The organism is Microbulbifer sp. HZ11, from assembly GCF_000708675.1.
Lineage (GTDB): Bacteria > Pseudomonadota > Gammaproteobacteria > Pseudomonadales > Cellvibrionaceae > Microbulbifer.
The window spans coordinates 153,697-175,669 of sequence record NZ_JELR01000001.1; the positions used below are offsets into that span (position 1 = coordinate 153,697).

21 protein-coding genes and 1 pseudogene are annotated in these 21,973 nt (G+C 58.2%); 8 read left to right on the forward strand and 14 right to left on the reverse strand.

Annotated features, from left to right (window positions below):
• Nucleotides 1–257: 257 nt before the first annotated feature.
• From AU11_RS00615 to AU11_RS00650, 8 genes are all read right to left on the reverse strand, one after another.
• A complete protein-coding gene (locus AU11_RS00615; RefSeq protein WP_051686824.1) occupies nt 258–1,373 on the reverse strand; it encodes an OmpA family protein in 1,116 nt (371 codons plus the stop codon).
• Between the two features lie 354 nt (nt 1,374–1,727).
• Entirely contained in the window at nt 1,728–2,498 is a 771-nt protein-coding gene (locus AU11_RS00620; protein WP_043315631.1) for an RNA methyltransferase, read from the reverse strand.
• Entirely contained in the window at nt 2,495–3,367 is an 873-nt protein-coding gene (locus AU11_RS00625) for a Rossmann-like and DUF2520 domain-containing protein (RefSeq protein ID WP_043315634.1), read from the reverse strand. Before AU11_RS00625 ends, AU11_RS00620 begins: the two co-directional genes overlap by 4 nt.
• Nucleotides 3,368–4,123, reverse strand: a complete 756-nt coding sequence (locus AU11_RS00630) for a pyridoxine 5'-phosphate synthase (protein ID WP_043315637.1) — start codon at nt 4,121–4,123, stop codon at nt 3,368–3,370.
• The gene (locus AU11_RS00635; RefSeq protein WP_051686825.1) at nt 4,116–4,757 is read right to left on the reverse strand and encodes a peptidylprolyl isomerase; all 642 of its coding nucleotides are present in this window, start codon (nt 4,755–4,757) and stop codon (nt 4,116–4,118) included. Before AU11_RS00635 ends, AU11_RS00630 begins: the two co-directional genes overlap by 8 nt.
• A gap of 108 nt (nt 4,758–4,865) precedes the next feature.
• Nucleotides 4,866–5,549: a TIGR04211 family SH3 domain-containing protein gene (locus AU11_RS00640; RefSeq protein WP_043315640.1), complete on the reverse strand. Its 684-nt coding sequence runs from the start codon at nt 5,547–5,549 to the stop codon at nt 4,866–4,868.
• 61 nt (nt 5,550–5,610) lie between these two features.
• A complete protein-coding gene (locus tag AU11_RS00645; RefSeq protein ID WP_043315642.1) occupies nt 5,611–5,910 on the reverse strand; it encodes a YciI family protein in 300 nt (99 codons plus the stop codon).
• A gap of 83 nt (nt 5,911–5,993) precedes the next feature.
• Nucleotides 5,994–6,746 carry a VC0807 family protein gene (locus AU11_RS00650; protein ID WP_043315644.1) on the reverse strand — a complete coding sequence of 251 codons (753 nt, stop codon included), beginning with the start codon at nt 6,744–6,746 and terminating at the stop codon, nt 5,994–5,996.
• A 322-nt stretch (nt 6,747–7,068) separates the two neighbouring features.
• Between AU11_RS00650 and AU11_RS00655 the strand changes: the two genes are divergently transcribed.
• The 5 genes and pseudogenes from AU11_RS00655 (at nt 7,069) to rluB (ending at nt 11,940) form a co-directional block, all read left to right on the forward strand.
• A complete protein-coding gene (locus AU11_RS00655; protein ID WP_051687035.1) occupies nt 7,069–7,965 on the forward strand; it encodes a PHP domain-containing protein in 897 nt (298 codons plus the stop codon).
• 103 nt (nt 7,966–8,068) lie between these two features.
• The gene (locus AU11_RS00660) at nt 8,069–8,692 is read left to right on the forward strand and encodes an L-threonylcarbamoyladenylate synthase (RefSeq protein WP_043315648.1); all 624 of its coding nucleotides are present in this window, start codon (nt 8,069–8,071) and stop codon (nt 8,690–8,692) included.
• Nucleotides 8,693–8,852: 160 nt separating this feature from the next.
• Nucleotides 8,853–9,758, forward strand: a pseudogene (locus tag AU11_RS00665) (ScpA family protein); the annotation flags it as partial.
• A gap of 266 nt (nt 9,759–10,024) precedes the next feature.
• A complete protein-coding gene (gene scpB, locus AU11_RS17940; protein ID WP_231491389.1) occupies nt 10,025–11,074 on the forward strand; it encodes an SMC-Scp complex subunit ScpB in 1,050 nt (349 codons plus the stop codon).
• Nucleotides 11,071–11,940, forward strand: coding sequence for a 23S rRNA pseudouridine(2605) synthase RluB (rluB, locus tag AU11_RS00675; protein ID WP_043315650.1), 870 nt, complete (start codon nt 11,071–11,073; stop codon nt 11,938–11,940). Before scpB ends, rluB begins: the two co-directional genes overlap by 4 nt.
• A gap of 74 nt (nt 11,941–12,014) precedes the next feature.
• On the opposite strand, the gene AU11_RS00680 is transcribed toward rluB, so the two are convergent.
• From AU11_RS00680 to AU11_RS00690, 3 genes are all read right to left on the reverse strand, one after another.
• Complete coding sequence (locus AU11_RS00680; RefSeq protein WP_051686826.1) at nt 12,015–12,713, reverse strand: SRPBCC family protein; 699 nt, start codon at nt 12,711–12,713, stop codon at nt 12,015–12,017.
• Nucleotides 12,714–12,870: 157 nt separating this feature from the next.
• Nucleotides 12,871–14,280, reverse strand: coding sequence for an ATP-binding protein (locus tag AU11_RS00685; RefSeq protein ID WP_043315652.1), 1,410 nt, complete (start codon nt 14,278–14,280; stop codon nt 12,871–12,873).
• 4 nt (nt 14,281–14,284) lie between these two features.
• A complete protein-coding gene (locus AU11_RS00690; protein ID WP_043315656.1) occupies nt 14,285–14,989 on the reverse strand; it encodes a response regulator transcription factor in 705 nt (234 codons plus the stop codon).
• A 270-nt stretch (nt 14,990–15,259) separates the two neighbouring features.
• Between AU11_RS00690 and AU11_RS00695 the strand changes: the two genes are divergently transcribed.
• The 3 genes from AU11_RS00695 (at nt 15,260) to AU11_RS00705 (ending at nt 17,007) form a co-directional block, all read left to right on the forward strand.
• Complete coding sequence (locus AU11_RS00695; RefSeq protein ID WP_051686827.1) at nt 15,260–15,775, forward strand: Spy/CpxP family protein refolding chaperone; 516 nt, start codon at nt 15,260–15,262, stop codon at nt 15,773–15,775.
• 283 nt (nt 15,776–16,058) lie between these two features.
• Nucleotides 16,059–16,610 (forward strand): flavodoxin, encoded by a 552-nt coding sequence (locus tag AU11_RS00700; protein WP_043315659.1) that lies wholly within the window; start codon nt 16,059–16,061, stop codon nt 16,608–16,610.
• A gap of 7 nt (nt 16,611–16,617) precedes the next feature.
• Nucleotides 16,618–17,007: a hypothetical protein gene (locus AU11_RS00705; RefSeq protein ID WP_051686828.1), complete on the forward strand. Its 390-nt coding sequence runs from the start codon at nt 16,618–16,620 to the stop codon at nt 17,005–17,007.
• Nucleotides 17,008–17,144: 137 nt separating this feature from the next.
• On the opposite strand, the gene AU11_RS00710 is transcribed toward AU11_RS00705, so the two are convergent.
• From AU11_RS00710 to dapD, 3 genes are all read right to left on the reverse strand, one after another.
• On the reverse strand, nt 17,145–19,106 hold the full coding sequence (locus AU11_RS00710; protein WP_043315665.1) for a S9 family peptidase: 1,962 nt from the start codon (nt 19,104–19,106) through the stop codon (nt 17,145–17,147).
• A gap of 191 nt (nt 19,107–19,297) precedes the next feature.
• Nucleotides 19,298–20,425 (reverse strand): succinyl-diaminopimelate desuccinylase, encoded by a 1,128-nt coding sequence (gene dapE, locus AU11_RS00715; RefSeq protein ID WP_043315667.1) that lies wholly within the window; start codon nt 20,423–20,425, stop codon nt 19,298–19,300.
• Nucleotides 20,426–20,913: 488 nt separating this feature from the next.
• Nucleotides 20,914–21,945, reverse strand: a complete 1,032-nt coding sequence (dapD, locus tag AU11_RS00720; RefSeq protein ID WP_043315669.1) for a 2,3,4,5-tetrahydropyridine-2,6-dicarboxylate N-succinyltransferase — start codon at nt 21,943–21,945, stop codon at nt 20,914–20,916.
• Nucleotides 21,946–21,973: the final 28 nt, after the last annotated feature.

Consider the following 21,973-nt stretch of genomic DNA (forward strand, 5'->3'; position numbering starts at 1 on the left):
GTCAAGTCTGATTTGAAACCATTTGTAAGTGACTGATTTGTAATGAAAATTTAATTTGGTTAAATTTTCTTCACAAAGTGGTTACAACGGAGTCATGCGGGCTGGCGGCGTTTTCCCGTATGTTGCGCACAGACATATCCACAGTTTCTGTGGATTGTGAATAAAAAAGCCGGCAATTTGCCGGCTTTTGTACTACGGAGCTGGGTGCCCTCCCCGGGGAGGTTCCGCAGTGAGGGTTTCTGAACTAATTGGTCAGATCAGCGGAAGTTCAGTTCCACCCGGCGGTTCTGCGCGCGCCCGGCTTCTGTTGCATTGGAAGCGACAGGTTTGGTCTCGCCGTAGCCTTTGGCGGTAATCCGCGAGGTGTTCACCCCGCGGGAAACCAGATAGCGACGCACCGATTCGGCACGTTGACCGGACAGGCGAAGGTTATATCCATCGTTGCCCTGGCTGTCGGTGTGTCCGGCAACTTCCACCAGGGTGTTCGGCTGGCTGCGCAGGGACTGAACCACCATATCCAGCGCGGTTTCCGCCCGTGGGGTCAGCTTGGCAGAGTTAAATTCAAACTGGATGTTTTCCAGGGTGATGGTCTGATCCGCAACCACGCAACCAAACTCATCCACCTCTGCACCCGGCAGGGTATTTGGGCAGCGGTCGTTCTGGTTGAGTACGCCATCGCCATCGTCATCCAGATTGATCTGCTCTACGGGTTCCTCTTTGGGAGGCGGCGCATAGGCCACAGTAGGTGCGGGTGGAGGCGGGCAGTTCAGTGGGATGCTAATGCCAATACCGAACTGGTAATCGTTCATATCACCAGCGAAAAAGTCGCGCAGGTAGCGTACTTCCGCGCGTACCTTCAGGCCGTTGTCGCTGATCGGGCCGCTGACAATACCGGCACCAAGGTTGAAAAAGGCGTTGGTTTCCTGGATCCCATAGTCGAACTTGGTGTTGTTGTGAGATACGCCGACACCGCCCAGCAGGAAGGGGGAATACCCCTGGCGGCCGTTGAAGTGATACACCACATCCATACCCAGGCCCGCTAACTCTACATCCCCCGACGGAGTCAGGTTACCGGTAAAAATGTAGGGGTTATCGGTGGGTTGGAGCTCAGGTTGAAACTGATTGTCATCTTCATCCAACTTCACACCAAACAGTTGCACTTCGGTGAACCAGTTGCCACTGGTCTGCCAGCCGTAGGCGGCTCGTGCACCGGCGCCCTGGCGCTCGGTGTGGCGGTCTTTATCTACGCGGGTACCCACCGCCATCAGGTCGATATAGCTGGTTTCCTGCGCGGCAACCTGTGTGCTGGCAATCAGTGCGGCGGCGAGCGTGATCCCCGCGGAGGTTTTGGGAGTAAAGAATTTGAAAGGCATAGAAGTCTTCCTTGGCATTTTCATTAGCAGAGATCGTTTTTTTACGCTGGTGTCAGAGGCGTTGGTTTATGGTACGCGCGTTAAGAACTCTTGAGATCGAACGCACTCCATGTCAGAAAAAAATTAGAAGCTCGTTGCTGTTCTGGGCACTTTTACTTCTTCCCGTTACTTTTAGTTGATCTCGGCGACTTTGCCAGTGCTGTGCTAGGGGGAGGGCAATAATTGGCGGGAAAGTTAACGTGTTGATCATGAACCACGACTTGCGCAGAACTTCAGGTGCGCGAGTCCGCCCGGATGTCTGTGGCCGGCGAGGGAGTGTCCTGTGAGAAAAATCGCGCGGGAAACGTCTGCGGATCAGAACTGGTGTCGAAAACTGATCAGGGCCGCGGTGATGGCTACATTCAGGCTTTCAACATCATTCTGCATGGGAATGCGAATACGATGGGTGCAGGATTTCGCGACCGCAGGGCTCACACCGTGGGTTTCATTGCCCAGAACAAAAATGGTTGCCGCCGTTGAGTCCAGAGTGCCCAGTGTATCTTCTGCGTGGGAGGAGAGTGCGCAAACACGCGCCCCCCGATCACTGAATTTTTGCAGGGTGCTTCCCAGCTGGTCACAGCGCAGAATTCGGGTCCTGAACAGTGTGCCGACGCTGGCTTTGATTACCAGTGGGTCGATTTGCGCGCAGCCCTTCTTTGGCAGCAGGATGCCATCGATGCCGCCCGCGCATGCCGAGCGGATAATCATGCCGAGATTCTGGGGGTTGGTGATGCCGTCAAGCGCCAACAGCTCAAAGTGTGTGCCGTCATTTTCCTGCAGAAAAGTCTCCGCGCTGCCGTATTTCGGCAAGGCCAGATCCAGTGCCACCCCCTGATCCTGGCGGGCATTCTTGGAGATGCGCGACAGGCCTTTGCGGTCCCAGTGGGCGACCGCGATTCCCCGCTCCTGCGCTAGCTGCTCGATGCGGGTAATCAGCTGATCCTTGCGGTTGCTGTCTGCCAGATGCAGCTTGTGCACCGGCAGCGAATTGTCTTCCAGCGCCTCCAGTACCGGTTTGCGCCCGTAGATCGTGAGGAGGCTGTCGAAGAAGGCGCGTTTTTTCAGGTATTCGGGGGAGTCGGTCACGATAGCGGTTCGTCAAGAATGGTTTGCAGTTGGCGGAGCGCATCTTCGCTCAAGCCGGTCTTTTTCGCCAGCGGTAACGCTGCCAGTCCTAAGGTGCGATAGAGTCGCTCTGTTTCCGGGCTCGCATGCTGTAGAGCGCTTAGCTGTCGCGCGACGGTCGCGAGATCACCCCTTACCAGTGGGCCCGTGAGCGCCTGCTCCGGGCCGAGGGCGAAGTTGTTGCGCGCGGTCTGCAGCACAATCGGCTCCAGTAATCGCATGGCGGTCTCGCGATCAATACCCGCTGCATCAAACAGCTGTAGGCTCTGCTCCAATAACACTGTCAGGTAGTTACAGGCCATCACCGAGCCCGCGTGGTACAGCACTTTTTGTTCGGGGCTGAGGTGAATGCAGCGGCAATCCAGCGCGAGAAACGCACTTTCCAGTACCTTTACGCCCTGCGGAGCGCCTTCCAGCGCGACTGTGGCACCGGGCAGGTCCGTCAGTGAGCGCCGTGGGTCGGCAAAACTGTGTACCGGGTGTGCGCTTGCCAGGTTGGCCTCACCGCAATGGGTGAGCACAGCGGCGGGCAGGGCACCACTGCAGTGAAATACCAATGGATGTGCAGCCTGTGTTTGGAAAATCGGCGCGAGTGCTGTCGCTGTTGCCTCGATTCGATCATCCGGCACTGCCAGTAGCCAGATCTCCGCGGGGGGCATTGCGTGTAAGGTATCAATTACCGTGCCCGCGCCGATAAATGCCCGCGCTCGGGTGGCGCTAGCGGTCTGGCGATTGAGAATGCCACCGATCGCGAAGACACCGCGCCGGTGCCACAGGGCGGCCAGGGTCTGCCCCAGTCTGCCAGCGCCAATGATGTTCAGAGTGCGCAATCAGTCACCTGCCAGGCAGCTAACATAGGCGGCCACCGCGTTGGACAGGCCCATACTGATGGCATCTACGGTCAGCGCGTGGCCGATGGAGACTTCCTGCAAGCCGGGCAGTGTGCGGTAGCGGCGCAGGTTGATGAGATTCAGGTCGTGGCCCGCATTGACTCCGAGCCCCAGGTGCAGGGCGTGTTCTGCAGCCGCCCAGTGTTCGGCAAAAATGCGATCGACGTCGGCACTCTGGTTGGTCACCGCTTCGGCAAAGGGGCCGGTATACAGTTCGATACGATCGGCCCCGACTTCTTTCGCCAGGCTGATCTGTGCCTTGACTGGATCCATAAACAGGCTGACACGAATTCCCGCGTCTTTAAGCTGCTGGATAATTGGTTCAAGACGTGTGCCGTCGCGCGTCAGGTCAAAGCCGTGGTCGGAGGTCAGCTGGTCGTTGCTGTCGGGCACCAGGGTGCACTGCTGGGGCCGGGTTTCCATGACCAGCGGCAGCAGCCCGGGATAGCTTCCCAGGGCGCCGGCAAAGGGGTTGCCCTCCACATTGAATTCAACGCCCCGCGCGGAGCAGAGTGCCGCGAGGTCGCGCACATCTCCCGGGCGAATATGCCGCTGATCCGGGCGCGGGTGCACGGTAATACCGTTGGCGCCGGCATCCAGGCAAGTGCGCCCGTGGGCGACCACATCCGGAAAGTTGCCTTCGCGGGAATTGCGAATCAGGGCAATTTTGTTCAGGTTGACACTGAGATCAATCACTGGATTTGTTCTCCACTGGGCTGGGGGAGGCGGAAGACGGAGTACTGTCCGAGTCTTTACGTCTGGCTTTCAGTATACGCACTGACATGTTTGGTGCGTCGCGGAAGGCCTTGTGCTGGCCGCGGGGCTCAGCAGCGATCTGCTGTACCACGCTCATACCTAACAGTACCTTGCCGAATACGGTGTAGCCGGGCTTGTCGGCACTGCCATCAAGACGGCTGTTGTCCACGAGGTTGATAAAAAACTGCGAGGTAGCGCTGTCCGGGTTATTGGTGCGCGCCATGGCTATGGTGCCGCGCTGATTGGACAAGCCATTATTCGATTCATTTTTGACCGGGTCGTTCGTCGGTTTCTCTTGAAAATCGAAGGTGAAGCCGCCCCCCTGAGCCATAAAGCCTGGAATTACCCGGTGAAAAATTGTGCCGTTGTAGAAACCACTGTCTACATAGTTCAGGAAATTTTCCACCGTGGCTGGCGCTTTGTCCGCGTACAGCACCAGCTCAATGGTGCCGAGATCCGTTTCCAGTTCGACACGGGGGTTGTTGGTTACCGCCAGTGTGAGGCTGGAAAGACTCAACAGGACAAAGGCGAGCAGAGTGTTGAGTGGGGCACGACAGCTGGAGAGGTATTTCATCTTCTTTTCCGGTAGTGAATACAAATGTCGAACACAAAAAAGGCCCGGTCGGTGACCGGGCCTTGGAATTCTAACCGCAGCACTGGGTATAGGGAAAATTCGGCGCTGTCAGTTGGCCCATTCGGAATTGCGTTTGCGCGGTTTGAAGTGCGGTGCCACCATGGCCAGTATTGCGCCTAGGAGTACAGACACGGCGCCGTACATATACCATTTCTGGGACTCACTGGAAGACAGGCGTTGAATTTCCGCCTGGCTCATGGACTGCTTCTGCTTCAGCAGTTCGTGCTGATTCAGCAGCTTCTGGTGGCGCTGGTTCAGTGCGACCGCATCCGCCGACAGGGATTTCAGTTCCTTCAGTTCTTTCGCCAGAGCCTCGGCGCGCTCCCGCTCGATCTTTAACGCGGTGGTGAGTTTGGTGTTGTCTTCTTCCAGGCGTCGTACTTCTCCGCCAAGGTCCCCCTGCATGCTTTCGATATGCTGCAGGCGCTGCTCTGCCTGTGCCAGTTTGATTTTGGCGACAGGTTCGGATTCCAGATATTGGCGGCGTACCCAGCCTTCCTCACCCCCGGGCGTACGTACCTGCGCCCAGCCGGTATCCGGTGAGTCTTGCAGAAGTGTCAACTTGGTGCCACTGGGCAGGCCGCGATGCAGAATACGGAATTCGTTGCCCTGGCCGGAGCGCATAGGCACGTGCAGTTCATCGGTAATATAGCGATCGGAGCTGATTGCCTGGCTGTGGCTGGTGGCCAGGGTAATCAGAGAGGCGGTGAGTGCGGAAATCAGTTTCTTCATGGTCTGGGAAAATCGGCCTTGGAGAGTCGGGGGGCTCATTTTTATCGTGCTACAGGCTGCCTCAGGGCAGCACCAGCTTGTAGGGTTTGACGGTGACCGAGGCGTAAACCCCCGCCGCCATATAGGGGTCTTGGTCCGCCCACTTCTGCGCGTCTGCAAGTGAGGCGAATTCGGCAACCACCAGGCTGCCGGTGAAACCGGCTTCGCCGGGATCTTCACTGTCGATGGCCGGGTGTGGACCGGCGATCAACAGGCGCCCCTCGTCTTTCAGGCTAGTGAGGCGAGCAATGTGCTCAGGGCGCGCAGTCTTGCGCAGCGGCAGGCTGTTTTCGACGTCCTGGCTGATGATGGCATACCACATGGTGCGTATCGGATTCCTGATTCGTTATCGTTTTCTGCGATCTGTTTTCGGCGATGTAAAGGTACGGTGCAGCCCGCATGGAGTTACTGCTGTACCATGATTTCTTCAAGGGTCAGCCCGGTCAGTTTGCCAATACGGCGAAACAGGAACACCAGCACCAGCATCAGAATGATGGTGGCAGGCAGTGCAATCACCGGGAAACTGAGCGCAGTCATTTTTCCCAGTTCTTCATTGAACGCTGCGGTGCCGGGAGGGCTTTGCAACAGCACTTCGGCGAGAATGTAGTTCAGGGTCGAAGATAAAAAGAATGACCCGGCAATCATCCAGGAAGCCTGCTGCAGGGTGCGATTAAACGCGCTCTCATTGTTTTTGGCTGCGAGACGGTTGGCAATTTTGCCAGTGTCGAGAATTCGGTCGTTGTAAATCAGGGTCCGCACCAGCGGCCAGCGGGTGTACAGGCTGGCGATCGTGAGCACGCCAAGGAGGCCGGGAATGGCAGCTTCCTTGATGGCGATGTATTTTGCATCCAGTTCCAGCAGGCTCATGCCGCCGGTCAGCAGAATACTGACAACACCCAGCGCTGAAAAGAAATTGACCTTGCCGGAGCGTTGCAGATCGCGCAGGCCATATATGAGCGGAAATGCCAGCGCCACAACGATGGCCCACTTGGTACCGAGCCACTCGTCGCCAGACAACTTGGTCAGGATCAAAGTTGGGATGACAATGTTGAGGAGAAGGTTGCCCAGCAGGCTTTCCTTGTGGGGCTTGTCGGTGGAGGTTTCCGCGGCGCTGCTGGACGTCGCTGCCCCCGAATTCGTCTGGTTGCTATCAGTCATCTTCTGTTCCGGTGATAATGCCCGCTGGCTGACCCTACAGCTGTCAGTGGCGAAGTTACTTTCCCCCGTGCGGGGCCTTATCCCTGAAACCGGTGAACCGGTTGAAACGGCAGATCCGCGCTTCTGGCATCTGCCGCGCACCATCGCAACAGCTGCGTGGGCGGTTTAGCCTGCGAGTTACTGAGACAGCTACTGTGGCAGACGGTTCCATTCGGCGTCTACCGGGGTGTGCTGGCCAGGTTTACTGGTTCGGCGTACCGTGTGAGAGCCGCCCGGGTTGGCCCCAATGCGAATCAAATTAGCACGAGTTATGGACTGTGATATGGACACTGCCCGCGTTACCGTGACCAGCGATACACTATCTGGTCAGGTTGATCTGCACTGCCACAGCACTGCATCCGACGGTATTTTAAGCCCTGCGGCGCTGGTGTCGAGGGCGAAATCCGCTGGTGTGACGCTATTGGCGCTTACCGATCACGACACTGTAGCGGGGATTGACGAAGCTGCGGCGACGGCGAGGGAGCAAGGGGTTACCCTGATGCCCGGCATTGAGCTGACCGCACGCTGGGGACGGCGTGTGATTCACGTGGTTGGGCTCAATATTGACCGTGGGTCCGACGCGCTGACCGACGCCATTTCCGAGCGTGCCCGGCTGCGGCGCCAGAGAGCCCGCGAAATCGCAGCACGGCTGGAAAAGCGAGGCTTTACGGGGGCGTTCGACGGCGCGAGGAGCTTCTCTGGCGGGGATGAAATCGGCCGCCCGCATTTCGCGCGCTGGATGGTGGCACAGGGGTATGTGAGCGATACGGCGAAAGCTTTCAAGCGGTATTTGGGGCAGGGCAAAATCGGGGATGTTTCAGTGCCCTGGCCGGCGCTCGCGGAAACGGTCGCCGCCATTCACGCAGCCAAGGGGGCGGCGGTTCTGGCCCATCCCCTGAAGTACGGTCTCACCCGTACCCGCCTTCTGGCACTGTTGAAGGACTTTCAGTCGGCGGGCGGGGATGCGGCAGAAGTGGTATGTGGGCAGCAAAACCCGGTCCAAACCCGGGAAATTCAGGCACTGATGGCGGATGCCGGTGTTCAGGCAGGCCTGCACAGGCCGAATCTTCTGGCCTCCGTTGGCAGTGACTTTCACCAGCCGGAGCAGCCCTGGCGGGCTCTCGGCAGCGTGCACCTGCCGGTGGGCGCGGAGCCGGTCTGGGCTCTTTGGCAATCGTAGCCTGTTTCCGGTGGCTGCTCGTCAGAGGTGTTTGTGGCAAACTGGCGCCAATTAAGAGTATTCGCGCAGGTGCTAACTGCGCTTTCTGAGCAAGGGGGTAGCCGTGGCGCAATTCTTCCAGATACATCCGGAAAATCCGCAAGCGCGTCTGATCAGTCAGGCCGCCGATATCGTCGCATCGGGCGGTGTCATCGTATTTCCCACTGATTCTGCCTACGCGGTCGGCTGTCGGCTGGGCGAAAAAATGGCGGTTGAGCGTATTCGCGCCCTGCGTCAGTTGGATAAAAACCACAATTTTACCCTGATGTGCCGCGATCTCTCGGAGCTGGCCAGTTACGCCAAGGTGGACAATCAGATGTTCCGCCTGCTCAAGAACCACACCCCGGGCCCCTATACATTTATCATGCCGGCGACCTCCGAGGTGCCGCGCCGTCTCGCCCATGCCAAGCGCAAAACCATCGGTCTGCGTGTGCCGGACAACCCCATCGTGCAGGGTATTATCAGTGCCCTCGGTGAACCCCTGATGAGTTGCAGTCTGATCCTGCCCGGCGACGAGCAACCGCTCACGGACCCATACGATATCCGTGACACCCTGGAGCACCAGGTGGAGCTGGTGATCGATGGTGGTTTTTGTGGCCTTGAGGCCACAACCGTGGTCGATCTCACCGGCGACGAGCCAGTACTGGTGCGTCAGGGATGTGGTGCAATTGATGAAATTCTCGGCTGACGCTGATGTATAATCGCGCGTTTGGCGTGTCCCGCGGGGTCGCCCATTTCCTCAGATGTCCGGTGATTGTGTGTCCAGTGAAGAATTAGAAGAAGTCGTGGCAGCCGGTTCCGACGTGGCACAGGCTGGGCCAGTGGTCGATGAGCTTCCTGCAACGGAAATGCGCGCCCCTGCGAGCGAGCCTGGCGAAGCGTCCGAAGAGGCGGCAGAAGTTGCAAGCGAGCCAGACAGCCACGGCGACAGCACGCCGGATGAAGGCCAGGTGGCGGCGCCCGCAGGTCCCCGTCAGGGGGAAATGCCATTTGCCATGGTCGAAGGCAAGGCATTCACCGATCTTCCCAGTGATCTGTATATCCCCCCGGATGCACTTGAGGTGATTCTTGAGGCCTTCGAAGGCCCCCTCGACCTACTGCTTTATCTGATTCGCCGGCAGAATCTGGATATTCTCGAGATCAATGTGGCGGACATCACTCGCCAGTACATGGCCTATGTGGAGATGATGACCTCCATGCGCTTTGAATTGGCGGCCGAGTACCTGGTGATGGCGGCGATGCTGGCGGAAATCAAATCCCGTATGTTGCTGCCGCGACCACCTGAGGCCGAGGAAGAAGAGGGCGAAGATCCGCGTGCGGCGCTGATTCGTCGCCTGCAGGAATACGAGCGCTTTAAAACCGCTGCGGAGGACATGGATGAGCTGCCCCGGGTGGGCCGCGATATCCACCAGGCTAGTGCCAGCGGCCCGGATCGCAAGCTGACCCGCCCTGAACCCGAGGTTGATCTGAAGGAAGTGCTGGTCGCCCTGGCGGATGTGCTGCGTCGTGCGGACATGTTTGAAAGCCACCAGGTGGAAAAAGAAAAGCTCTCCACCCGGGAGCGCATGACCCAGGTGCTCGACAAGATCAAACACCGCCAGTTCGTGCCCTTTGTAAGCCTTTTCCGGGCGGAGGAAGGGCGCCTTGGCGTCGTGGTGACTTTTCTGGCGGTGATGGAACTGGTGAAAGAATCCCTTCTGGAGCTGGTTCAGAACGACGCGTTCGGGCCTATCCACGTGCGCGCCCGGGGCGAAGTATCGGAGGCGCCTGAAGAGGTGGGCGAAGGCGAAAGTGGTGAAGTCGAGCCGTTTCGCCACACCGACGATACTAGCGACACCGAAGACGCGGTGACCGGGGCTGCGGTGACCGGGGCTAATGAAATGCGCGTCACCCATGGCGATGAACTGGCGCAGGAAAGCGAGATGTCTCCCTCCGGTGGCGAGTTTGCCGCGGGCCGGGAGGACGAACAGGAAATCAGTACCGGACTACCCCTGCGTACGGCACCGGAGTCCAGTGAAGAGTGAGTGAACCCAATACGATGAGTATCGCCCCGGAACTACTGCGCCGGATTGTCGAAGGAGCCTTGCTGGCGGCGGCGCAACCGCTGTCGGAGGACAAGCTTCTGTCGTTGATTGACGAGGGCGAGCGCCCGGAGAAAGCCGAGCTCAAGCAGGCTCTGGAAGATATCGCAGAAAGCTGCGCCGAACGCGGTTTTGAATTGAAACAGGTCGCCAGCGGCTGGCGCTTTCAGGTGCCAGAAGACCTGGCCCCATGGGTGAATAAGCTGTGGGAGGAAAAGCCGCAGAAATATTCCCGCGCGACCCTGGAGACCCTGGCGATCATTGCTTACCGCCAGCCGATAACCCGTGGTGATATCGAGGAAATTCGCGGTGTCGCAGTGAGCTCGCATATTGTGAAGAGCCTTTCGGAACGAGGTTGGATCAAAGTGGTTGGCCAACGGGATGTACCCGGCAAACCCTCGCTCTATGCCACAACTCGCGAATTTCTCGACTACTTCAATCTGAAGAGCCTGGATGACTTGCCGACACTGGCGGAAATCCGCGATATCGAAAGCCTCAATGCCGCGCTGGATCTGGGTGACGGCGCGCCGGCGCCGGCAGACAGTGCAAGCGCTGGCAGTGAAGACGCAGATGGCGCAGGCCCTGACTCCGATGAAGCGACGGATGAAGCAGCCGGTGAGAATTCCGAAGCTGCAGAGAGTGCGGATCAGGAACAGGCTAGCGGCGACGAATTCGACGAAGCTGCCAAGGCGGGTGAACCGTTAACGGGTGAGCAGGATGACGCTGAACGAGACTTCGGTCAGGCATTCGCGGAGCCGGGCGAAGGCGAGGTCGCAGGCGAACCTGACGATCTACCGACAGAAACCACGCACGGTCGCGGTGACCAGGGCTACCCTGAAGGGGCACCTGTGGCACAAGAGCGCGAGCTGTCAGTGGAGCAAACCAATGAACCGGTGGAAGCCGGTGAAGAAGACGTTGCGGACTATGATGAGCCGCGCGACGAACAGGATGAAGATGAACAGCAATCCCCGGAAAATCTCCACCCATGAGTGATGACGCAGCGCCATTGGGCGAAAAACTGCAAAAAGTACTGGCCAGGGCCGGTCTCGGCTCGCGCCGGGAAATGGAGCGTGCCATTGAGGCTGGCCGCGTCACCGTTAACGGCGAAGTAGCCGGGCTGGGTGAGCGGGTCAGCGAAGATGACCAGATCGAATTCGACGGTAAGCGTATCACCGGCGGTGATGAAAACCGCGTGCGCGTGATCCTTTACAACAAGCCCACTGGCGAAATCTGCTCGCGCCACGACCCGGAAGGCCGCCCTACGGTCTACGATCGCTTGCCGCGTCTGAAAACCGGGCGCTGGATCTCGGTCGGGCGGCTGGATTTCAATACCAGCGGACTGCTGCTGTTTACCAATAGCGGTGAGCTGGCGAATAAGCTCATGCACCCCTCCTCAGTGATTGATCGCGAGTATCTGGTTCGGATCCAGGGGCAGGTGGACGACGACATGAAGAAGCGCCTGATCAAAGGGGTTTCACTGGACGATGGCGATGCCCGCTTTACCGATATTGTGGAGAGTGGCGGCGAAGGAACCAACCGCTGGTTCTACTGTGTGGTCATGGAGGGACGCAATCGGGAAGTTCGTCGTCTTTGGGAGTCTCAGGGTGTGCGGGTCAGTCGTCTGAAGCGCGTGCGCTACGGCAGCGTTTTTATTCCCTCGCATGTTCGTGTGGGGCAGTGGATTGAAATGGAGCCGAAGGAGATCGACGACCTGTGCGTCACCGCCGGTCTGCCCAAGCTGGGGCAGCGGGCACTTACCCAGGCTGAGAAAGAAGTGTTACAACGGCAGCGCCGCAAGTTACGCAAATCCCCGGTACCCGCGGGCGGGCGTGTACCCAAGCGCAAAAGCCAATGAGTATTGGGCGCGGATAAAAAAGGCAGCTTCAGGCTGCCTTTTTTGTACCGGTACGGAAGGGCCGCAGTCGCCGCTCAGGGCTGCTCTTCCTGCTCGAAGTCCTCGATGGCATCACCGTCGGAATCCGGTATTTCAATCTCGTCTCCTTCGATAATCTGGTTTTCCATCCCCGGGTCGGTAACCTCTGGTTCAATGTTCCCTCCGTCGGAGGGGACCGCCTCATCAGCAGAAACTGGTGGGGCACCGGCGCTGGCTTCCGATTCCACCAGGTTTTTCAGCTTCTGCAGGCCGTCCTCAAAGGACTTACCCACCATTCGCGAAACCATCAGTCCCATCCAGCGGGCGATGGGGCTTCCTCCCATCTCCGACTCAAAGGACCAGGTTACGTTGGTGCCGCTGCCCTGCGGCTGCAGGGTGAATTCCGCTTTGGCCTGCCCCTGAGACCCAAAATCCAGATCTGTGGCCACGCGCGAGTAGGGTTCACTTGCGGTAATGGTCTGGGAGCCGTTACCGACGCTTGGGTTATCACTCTTCCAGTTCATGATCGCACCATTACCCTCGGGGAAGCCCTCGTAGGTGTATTCGGTGTTCGGATCAATCTGGTACCACGGCGACCACTTGTTGAAGTTGCGGAAGTTGTTCAGATAGGGAAAGACGACTTCCGGTGGCTCGGCAATGTAGACGCTGCGCTCGGTAGTGGCGACCCGCGGGAAGAGAAAACCGGCCAGTACCAGCAGGGCGAGAAAGAGCAGGATGTACAGTATCCAGCGCATGGCGGACCCCCGTTTGAGGTTAAAGACGGTGCTTTAGCGGCGCTGGGGAACTGCGGAATCACCGGCCAGCGAAGCCTGCAGGAAAGTGTACTGGGAGAATTTCAGCTTCGCCAGCGGGCGGACACGAGAATCTGATTCCCCATCCGCCCGCGTGAAATCAAAACTGGGTGTCCAGTATCGGCAGTGTAATGCGCACCGCGAGACCGGCTGAGGGTGCGTTGAACGCTTCAATCTGCCCGCGATGCTGGGCCACAGTACGCTGAGCGATGGCCAGACCCAAGCCGAAGCCGCCACTCTCGCGGCTACGGGCCTCGTCGGTGCGGTAGAACGGGCGGAAGATCGCTTCCAATTCAGATTCGGGTACGCCGCGGCCGGAGTCGGTGACCAGGATCTGGCAATGTCCGGCATCGGTGGACCCGGCCGGGTCGACCGCGGTGGAGGCCACCGTATCCACCGTGACCGTCACGCGCCCGCCCTCGGGACTGTACTTGATTGCGTTGCGCAGAATGTTTTCCAGCGCCGCGGTAAGGGAGCTGCCGCGCGTGGCGACCAGCAGCTCGCTGCCCTCACCACGGAGCGATACGGCTACTTGTTTGCGGTCTGCCTCATCTGTCAATTCATCACTCAGAGCCTGCAGCAGGCTGTTGATTTCCACCACATCGTCCAACGGGCGCTCTTCGTCGCCACTCACCGGCAGGGACAATATGTCGGCAATGATGTCTTCGAGATAGTCCGCCGCCTTTCCGATCTTATCGAGTTCGGGGTCCAGCTCCTGCACCTGTTTCTGGCGCGCGATCCCCAATGCAACCTGCAGACGGGCGAGGGGAGATCGCAACTCGTGTGAGACGTCCTTGATCAGGCGCCGCTGCTCCGCCATGGATTCCTGAAGTTGCGCCGTCATGGAGTCAAAGTCCGCCGCTAGCTCGCCCAGTTCACGGCCGTGACCGCGCAGGGTCGGCGTCACCCGATAACTGAGATCCCCCGCAGCCACGCGCCGGGTGGCGACGCGCAGGTTGTCCAGGGGCTTGCTCAGGTAGCGTGCCAGCAGATAGCAGGCCAGGCCGGAAGCGAGGGTGGTGAGCACCAGGATTGGCCAGAAGCTGCGCAGAATAAATCGCAGCAACAACTCTTCTTTGCTTTTACCGGCAATAAACACTACGCGCAGGGACTCTCCGCCGCGCTGATGGACAAAAAACCCCACACTGGGCTTCCTGTCTACCAACCCGCGTGCCTCGCGGTTGCGGAAATTCAGACCGGCGAACAGGGGGGCCATATCTTTGGGGATAGGGCGCTGCAGAATTTCCTGGCCGGCTCCGTCGATGGCGTACACGCGTTTTTGCACATCTTTTGGCTGCTGTTCGAGCCAGTGCTGGAAGTGCTCGACGCCGTGGCGGCGGGCCATGCGCAGGTTATGAGTGATCTCACGGAACAGTTCCGGCCCTTCCCAGCGATCCCTTTGGGCTGGATCGCCGAATTCGCGTATGTGCGTGATATACACCGCGGCCAAAACCATGATGATGGCGGTAAGCCATGCGCCGAAGAAAACGCGTCCAAACAGGCTGCTCATGGCATCAGCCTTGTGTGCGGGTCAGCATATAGCCGGCGCCGCGGATATTGATGATCAGTTCCCGGCTTGCGCCCTGTTCCGTGAGCTTCTTGCGGATATTACTGACATGCACATCGATAGAGCGATCGTAGGGCATCAGTTTGCGCCCGAGCGCCTGCTGGGTGAGTACTTCTTTGCTCACTACCTGCCCGGCCCCTTCGGTCAGAACTTTGAGCACGGAAAATTCTGCGCCGGTAAGGGTGACCGCCTGACCGTTCCATTGGCACAGGTGTTCGCGGGGGAGCAGGCGCAGGGGGCCATTTACCAGCTCGTCACTGCCGGTTTCTGTCTCATTGCGCCCGCGGCGCAAAATGGCGCGCAGGCGCGCCGCCAGCTCCCGCGGATTACAGGGTTTGGGGAGGTAGTCGTCGGCACCCATTTCCAGGCCGACGATGCGGTCAACGGTGTCACCCTTGGCGGTGAGCATCACGACTGGTAGAGAATGGCCGGGGTTGGCCGCGTCTTCACGTAACTTGCGCAGTACATCAAAGCCGTTGTGTACCGGCAGCATGACGTCCAGCACCAGGGCGTCGAAGGGCACGCTGCGCGCCAGTTCCAGTCCGCGGCCGCCGTCGTTGGCCACGGTTACGTCAAAACCTTCCCCTACCAGGAACTCTTCCAGTAATTCAGTCAGCTCAGTGTCGTCGTCGACCAGCAGGATATGACTCATGAAATAGCACTCTCATTTCCGGGTGGTGCAGGGTTACTGCTCAGTGGTTGGAAGAATTATATGCGCAGTGGCCCGGGGAATCGGGAATAGGATTTGCGGGTTTTACCGTTCTTAACAAATGTTTACCGCCATTAGCCCCTATTTACAGTGCGCGAGCCTAGTATGCACATACCGACTCGGGAAACACGCAAACCCTCGGTACGGCACACAAGATACACAGTGTGGCCAGGAGGTTTGCCTTACAGCACAGCGTCAATTGAGGATTACAACATGAAACATCTGACTATGAACAAATGGAAAGCACTCGCTGGCACCCTGATCCTGGGCAGCGCACTGACCACCTCAGGAATGGTGATGGCCTTTCCCGACGGCGACCACGGTCCGCGGCACCATAAAGGCGAACACCATCGCGGTGATCACAAGGGGCGTATGTTCGAGCGTCTGGCGGAAGAACTCGACCTTACGGAAGGTCAGAAAGCGCAGCTGAAAGCCAATCGCGAAGCGGATAAAGAGGCGCACAAGGCGGACCGTAAGGCGATGCGTGATCTGCACAAGCAGCTGCGCGAAGCGATTGAGTCCGGTGCCGATCAGGCAACACTGGATAGTCTGGGTGCGCAACTGGGCAAGCTGGAAGTCGCAAAAATGCAGCGTATGCATGAGAAACGCCAGCAGTTCGAATCCATCCTGACCGATGAGCAGAAGGCCAAGCTGCAGGAGCTGAAGGCAGAACGCAAGGCGCGCTTTGAAGAGCGCAAAGCCCGTCGGGCCGAAAAACAGGCAGACTAAGCGCTACTGATACCTCGCTACCTGCAAACCCATGTGATATCAGTCAGTCACACCATCCTGCTGCAACTGCGGCAGCGGACTCGCCGGCAACCACCCCAACCGCCGGTGGGTCCACCCCCTTACGCCCCTGCTCCGCAGGGGCTTTTTTGTTATGCACACTGGCTACCATGCGCCTTGCTGAAGCCGCCCATTGTTGGGAAAATGCCCGCCCCATGAGCGTCGACCGGCTTCTGTCAGCAGTATCGTGTCGCTCAGGGCAGTTATTGGCAGTTGAGGATATACAGTGAGCAAGATCGGCCTGTTTTACGGTAGCGACGAAGGTAACACCGAAGGTGTGGCCCAGCGCATCGCCGCGCGCCTGGGAGAACACCGGGTTGAGGTCCACGATATTGCGGACGTTACCCAGTTGGAAATTGCCGATTACGAACAGCTGATCTTCGGCATTCCCACCTGGGATTTCGGCCAGATCCAGTCGGACTGGGAAGACTTCTGGGAAGACGTGCAGGAAATCGATTTCACCGGCAAGACGGTGGCGTTATTCGGTCTTGGTGACCAGTTTGGCTATGGAGACTATTTCCTCGATGCGATGGGGATGCTGCACGATGTGATCGTCGCCAATGGCGCCACCATCGTCGGCCACTGGTCGACTGCGGGATATGAGTTCGAAGCGTCAAAAGCGGAAATTACCGGGCAGAACCTGTTTGTGGGGCTGGCAATTGATGAGGATCAGCAGGAGGAAATGACCTGTGCACGCCTGAATGAGTGGTGTCAGCAGATTGCTGAGGAACTGGGCCTGGAAGGCGGTGCGGCTAGCGTCGCGGTACTCGAGGACTGAACCGGCCATGACGCAAACGGAAATGCATACTGCCTCCATGGGATTACAGGACTTCTGGCCCTGGCTCGCCGATCACTGTAACTGTATTCTCCGCGCCGGTACTCCGGATTCCATTCTGTACGATGACGATGATTTCCACTGGCGTTTTACCCAGGAAAATCCACGCACACTGCTGGTCCAGTTGGTGCGCGGTAAACGCCTGATTGGTGAGGTGTTCCTGGAGCCTGATCTGGTCAGCTCCGTGCGCATGACACCCGGTGAAAAGGACGAAGTGATTTTCGATCTGGTGGCCGAAGCCGATGGGGAAGAGCAGGTACTCTACTACTTTGTCATGGCCCACGGTTATGACGGACACACCCCCTCAGAACCTTTGGTACGGCACGGTCGGCTGCATTAAACGGCCGTAAACCCACCCCTGGTGCTCGCCATCCCTGGCGGTGAAGGTCCACAAGACCGCACCCGGTATCGTCACCTTCGCCCTCAGCAACGTTAATTGAACAGTATAAAGAGCTTACCGGGCTTTTCTTGCCGATATTACCGCTCAGCAGATCCGATTCCGATATGGGCATCCAGGAAACTGAGTAACTGGGTGTACATCAGACGCCGATTGTCTTCGTTGTAAAATCCGTGCCCTTCGTGTTTGACGATAAGGGACTGGGCCGGCTTGCCATTTTTCTCCAGCTCTTCGAGCATCGCTTCTGCGTGGGCCACTGGCGCCCGCTCATCTTCTTCTCCGTGAATGATAAACAGCGGCAAGTCCAGCTTGTCCGTGTGATACAGCGGGGAATTCGCGCGCATGACTTCTGGGTCCTGGCCAATGGTTTCACCGAGGTAGGCGACACCCCGGTCTCGCCGGCGAATATCGCCCTTTTTGTACAATAGCTCCAGATCGTAAACACCCACGTAGCCCGCTGCACACTGGTACAGTTCCGGGTAGCGGATAGGGTTCATTAAAGCGGAGTAGCCACCGAAGCTGGCCCCGTAAATACACACCCGATCGGCATCCGCGTAGCCTTGGTCCACAGCCCAGTGCACGGCTTCAGCGATGTCCCGCTGAATGGCACCGCCCCATTCATTTTTACCGGCATCAAGGAAGTGGTTGCCGAAGCCGGTAGATCCGCGGAAGTTTACCTGTAGTACCAGATAGCCATTCTGGGAAAGAATCTGAGCGTCCCGGGTGAACCCCCAGAAGTCGCGGGCGTGGGGACCACCGTGGGGTACCACCACCATGGGCAGTTTGCCGGATGCTTCGCCACCGGCGGGGAAGGTGAGATAAGTACTGATTCGCAGCCCATCGGATGCTTCGAAGGACTCTGCGCGCATCGGATTCAGGGTTTGCGGGTCCAGCCAGTCGGCGGATGAAAGCAGGAAGTCGACCTTTTTTGACTCCAGATCGACGAGAAAATAATCGCTGGGCAAACGGTCACCCGATACCTGCAGCACGCCCTTTTTACCGTCTCGGGTAAAACTGGTGAAGTCGATGTGGTAACCCTCAAACGCCTTTTTTAAGCCCCGGTAGAAGGGCGCAAAGCCTTCGCCCTCATCGAAAAACTGCGCTGTGGGATAGTCGGGGTTGAGGTAAGCGCCCAGGGGTTTTCGGGTACGTGGGTGGTGGATGACATTGCTGATATCGGCAATATCATGTTGCAGTACCTTTTCGAGGGTTTTGTTTTCGGCGTCCCAGGTCACCAGAGTTTCTGTGGTATTGGGGGTGTCCACCACCAGATAGCTCAAGCTGCGTGCGTGATCGTAGCCGACCGGGTAGGCGTGGCGCAGAAGTGGGTGGGTAATCCGCGTCCAGCCATTGTCGGCTTTTGCGTACAGCTCGTATTCGTTGTCGCGATTTGTTCCGTTGGCAAATAGCAGGTTACCCTTACCATCAGTAAACGCCCGCCCGCCCACTTGCGGTAGGCCCACGACTTCTTTTCGTACCCCGGTGTAAATATTCAGCCGGTACACATCGCCATGACTTTCAAAATCTCGCGCCCAGGGAGAGGTGGAGATAAGAATTTCATTTTTATCATCCACCAGCGGGTCAATAATAGTTGCGTGGGCGTAAGTGGCCTCCGCTTTTTTAATCCGACTCCCCAATTGCTGCTCACCGGCAGCGTAGCCAAAAATGTTTTTGCCGCGGCTACCGTCCGCGTTGATCGCAAACAGCGATCCATAGTTGACCGGGGATTCCAGCGCGGCGCGCCGGCTCATCACTTCGGCAACAACCCGCTCGTTATTCGCCCAGTAAAATTCACCGACTTCTTCCTTACCGCGAAACCGCAGGGAACCGGTAATTTTCAGCGGGGATAAACTCATTATCACCAGAACCCGCTCACCCTCGTAACTACGGGCAACAGCCATATGAGACCCAGTGGGAGATATTTTAACCTGGTGCACTTCCGGGTGGCGGATCAGGTCTTCGAGGGGAACGGTGGCGGCTGAGGCGAAAAGAGGGCTGACCATTGTCAACAGGGCTATGCTCAACGCGGAAATAAAACGCATGGTGACTCCGTGTACTTCTTAGATTCTTCCGGGGGGGCGGAGTACCGGTCAGTTCATCACCTGGGGCACAAGGCCGCCCGTATCCATTATTTGACGACCGAACAGCGTCGACCCTCAAAACACCAGTCTAATGGAAAACAGATCGGGCGGCATCTGAGTGATGCACGTCTCGCTTTTAGTGTGGCGAGTGGCTACGCCAATAAGCCTTTCAGTATCTCCCGGTACATATCCTTTACCAGGTCGAGATCTTCGGCTTTTACGCATTCATCCACTTTATGGATAGTGGCATTTACGGGGCCGAGCTCTACCACCTGCGCGCCTGTCGGTGCGATAAAGCGGCCATCAGAGGTGCCGCCGGCGGTGGAGAGTTCGGTTTCCCGCCCGGTGACTTTGCGAATGGCGGCCTGGGCAGACTCTACCAGCGGGCCTTCGGCGGTCAGGAAGGGTTGGCCGCTGAGGTTAAAGTTGGCTTCGTATTTGAGGCCGTGTTTGTCGAAAATGGCACGGGCGCGGCTTTCCAGTGCTTCCGCGGTAGTTTCCGTGGAGAAGCGCCAGTTGCACACCACTTTCACGTCTCCAGGAATCACGTTGGTGGCACCGGTGCCGCCGTTGATATTGGAGACCTGGAAGCTGGTAGCCGGGAAGAAATCATTACCCTGATCCCATTCTTCTGCAGCCAGTTCGGCGAGGGCCGGTGCCAGTTTGTGCACGGGGTTTTCAGCCAGGTGCGGGTAGGCGACGTGGCCCTGGATGCCGAATACGGTGAGCTCCAGTCCGAGAGAGCCACGACGGCCATTCTTTATCACATCGCCGGCGAGGCTAGTACTGGACGGCTCGCCCACCAGACACCAGTCGATTTTTTCATTGCGCTCTTCCAGCCACTCGACGACTTTCACGGTACCGTGTTTGGCCGGACCTTCTTCGTCGCTGGTGATCAGAAAAGCGATGCGGCCTTTGTGGTCTGGGTGTGCCGCGACAAATTCTTCACAGGCGACCACCATGGCAGCTAGCGAGCCTTTCATATCGGCTGCACCGCGGCCATACAGCATGCCGTCGACCACTTGAGGTTCGAACGGTGGGTATTTCCAGTTTGCTTCCGGGCCGGTTGGCACTACGTCGGTGTGGCCGGCGAAGGCAAACAGGGGGCCTTCTTCGCCGCGCACGGACCAGAAGTTATCGGTATCGCCAAAACGCAGGTGCTCGGTTTTAAAACCGATCTTTTCCAGGCGTTCGAGCATTAATTCCATACAGCCTGCGTCTTCAGGAGTTACGGATCTTTTACTAATCAGGTCGCAGGTAAGTTGTACTGTCGGGGTCATTGTCTTTTGGCTCCGTGGTTTTGGGAGCACTGTTCCTGTTTGGTGGCGGCCCGGCTGGCGGTGACTCCTTGCGAGACACGCCGTGAACCCATCCATGGGGGCTCTTCCGCGAGGTCCCTCTCGCGGAAGGTCTCGCAAGGAGTCCCCGCCAGCCGGGCCTGCGCATTGAAGTATCCAGTTCTTAACGTATTTAGCTGGTTGCCCGGTTATTCACTACGAAGTACTGAACTTCGATTGAAGGCGAAGTGCCTGGTGGAAGGTTTCGGAACCGTCGGTGCCATGGATGGCACCGACGGAGCGTACAGGGGTTAGGCAAACGTATGCGAAGCAACGCTTCGCGAGCAGCCTAACGACGCCAATCTATGATTGGCGGCCGGCCCCGCTTGCGGGTATTCACAGCGATTCCGAAACCTTCCACCAGGTGCTTTGCCGCCACCGGGCGAGGTTGAAGTGGGCCCGGTAGCAGCGCAGCAAGCGAAAGCTACAAATTAATTGCTATGTAGCTCCGCGTTCAGTTCTACGGCACTTTTGTTGGTCAAACACTCAACCGCACCAGTGGCAGAGTTGCGACGGAACAACAGGTCGGACTTGCCAGCGAGGTCGCGCGCTTTTACGGATTCGGCGACTTCTCCCTTGTCATCCAGGAGGGCTACTTTGGTACCGGAAGTAATGTACAGGCCGGATTCAACGGTACAGCGGTCACCCAGCGGAATACCGGTGCCAGAGTTAGCGCCCAGCAGGCAGCCTTCGCCCAGGGAAATAACGATATTGCCACCGCCAGACAGAGTGCCCATGGTGGAGCTGCCGCCGCCCAGATCGGAACCGGCGCCAACGAATACACCGGCAGAAATACGACCTTCGATCATGCCCGGGCCTTCGGTGCCCGCATTAAAGTTTACGAAACCTTCGTGCATGATGGTGGTGCCTTCACCCAGGTAAGCACCCAGACGAACGCGGGCAGTGTGTGCAATACGCACGCCAGTCGGCACAACGTAGTTGGTCATTTTCGGGAACTTGTCCACGCAGGAAACTTCCAGCAGTTCGCCCTTGAGGCGCGCTTCCAACTGACGCTGGGGCAGTTCTGCCAGGTCGATCGCGCCTTGGTTGGTCCAGGCTACATTGGCCAACTGGCCGAAGATACCGTCCAACTTGGTGCCGTGAGGTTTTACCAGGCGGTGGGACAGCAGGTGCAGCTTCAGGTAAGCCTCCGGGACAGACTGCGGCGCGTCATCACTGTGCAGTACTACCGCCACCAGTGGGCGCTGACTGCTGGCGAACTGACGCAGGATGGCTGCCTGCTCTTCGGCACCAGCGCTGGCCAGTTGGTCTGCCAGCGGCTGCAATTGTGCTTCTTCCAGAGCAACGGCTACGTTGCCGCCATTGATATCGAGAGTGCCGGTCACGGCCTTGGCGACTTCTTCGCTCGGGTTCAGCAGCGGTTGCGGGAAGTAAACCTCCAGCCACTCGCCCTTGCTGTTGCAGGTGCCGACGCCGAAGCCAATGCTGTACAGGTTGCTCATGATGGTTTCCTTTTCCTGAGTCTGAATT

Excerpts from the sequence above, each read along its gene's own strand:
- AU11_RS00615 (WP_051686824.1), bottom strand. The coding sequence starts at position 1,373 with ATGCCTTTCAAATTCTTTACTCCCAAAACCTCCGCGGGGATCACGCTC.
- AU11_RS00635 (WP_051686825.1), bottom strand. The coding sequence starts at position 4,757 with ATGAAATACCTCTCCAGCTGTCGTGCCCCACTCAACACTCTGCTCGCC.
- AU11_RS00640 (WP_043315640.1), bottom strand. The coding sequence starts at position 5,549 with ATGAAGAAACTGATTTCCGCACTCACCGCCTCTCTGATTACCCTGGCC.
- AU11_RS00645 (WP_043315642.1), bottom strand. The coding sequence starts at position 5,910 with ATGTGGTATGCCATCATCAGCCAGGACGTCGAAAACAGCCTGCCGCTG.
- AU11_RS00650 (WP_043315644.1), bottom strand. The coding sequence starts at position 6,746 with ATGACTGATAGCAACCAGACGAATTCGGGGGCAGCGACGTCCAGCAGC.
- AU11_RS00655 (WP_051687035.1), top strand. The coding sequence starts at position 7,069 with ATGGACACTGCCCGCGTTACCGTGACCAGCGATACACTATCTGGTCAG.
- rluB (WP_043315650.1), top strand. The coding sequence starts at position 11,071 with ATGAGTGATGACGCAGCGCCATTGGGCGAAAAACTGCAAAAAGTACTG.
- AU11_RS00680 (WP_051686826.1), bottom strand. The coding sequence starts at position 12,713 with ATGCGCTGGATACTGTACATCCTGCTCTTTCTCGCCCTGCTGGTACTG.
- AU11_RS00685 (WP_043315652.1), bottom strand. The coding sequence starts at position 14,280 with ATGAGCAGCCTGTTTGGACGCGTTTTCTTCGGCGCATGGCTTACCGCC.
- AU11_RS00690 (WP_043315656.1), bottom strand. The coding sequence starts at position 14,989 with ATGAGTCATATCCTGCTGGTCGACGACGACACTGAGCTGACTGAATTA.
- AU11_RS00695 (WP_051686827.1), top strand. The coding sequence starts at position 15,260 with ATGAAACATCTGACTATGAACAAATGGAAAGCACTCGCTGGCACCCTG.
- AU11_RS00705 (WP_051686828.1), top strand. The coding sequence starts at position 16,618 with ATGACGCAAACGGAAATGCATACTGCCTCCATGGGATTACAGGACTTC.
- AU11_RS00710 (WP_043315665.1), bottom strand. The coding sequence starts at position 19,106 with ATGCGTTTTATTTCCGCGTTGAGCATAGCCCTGTTGACAATGGTCAGC.
- dapE (WP_043315667.1), bottom strand. The coding sequence starts at position 20,425 with ATGACCCCGACAGTACAACTTACCTGCGACCTGATTAGTAAAAGATCC.
- dapD (WP_043315669.1), bottom strand. The coding sequence starts at position 21,945 with ATGAGCAACCTGTACAGCATTGGCTTCGGCGTCGGCACCTGCAACAGC.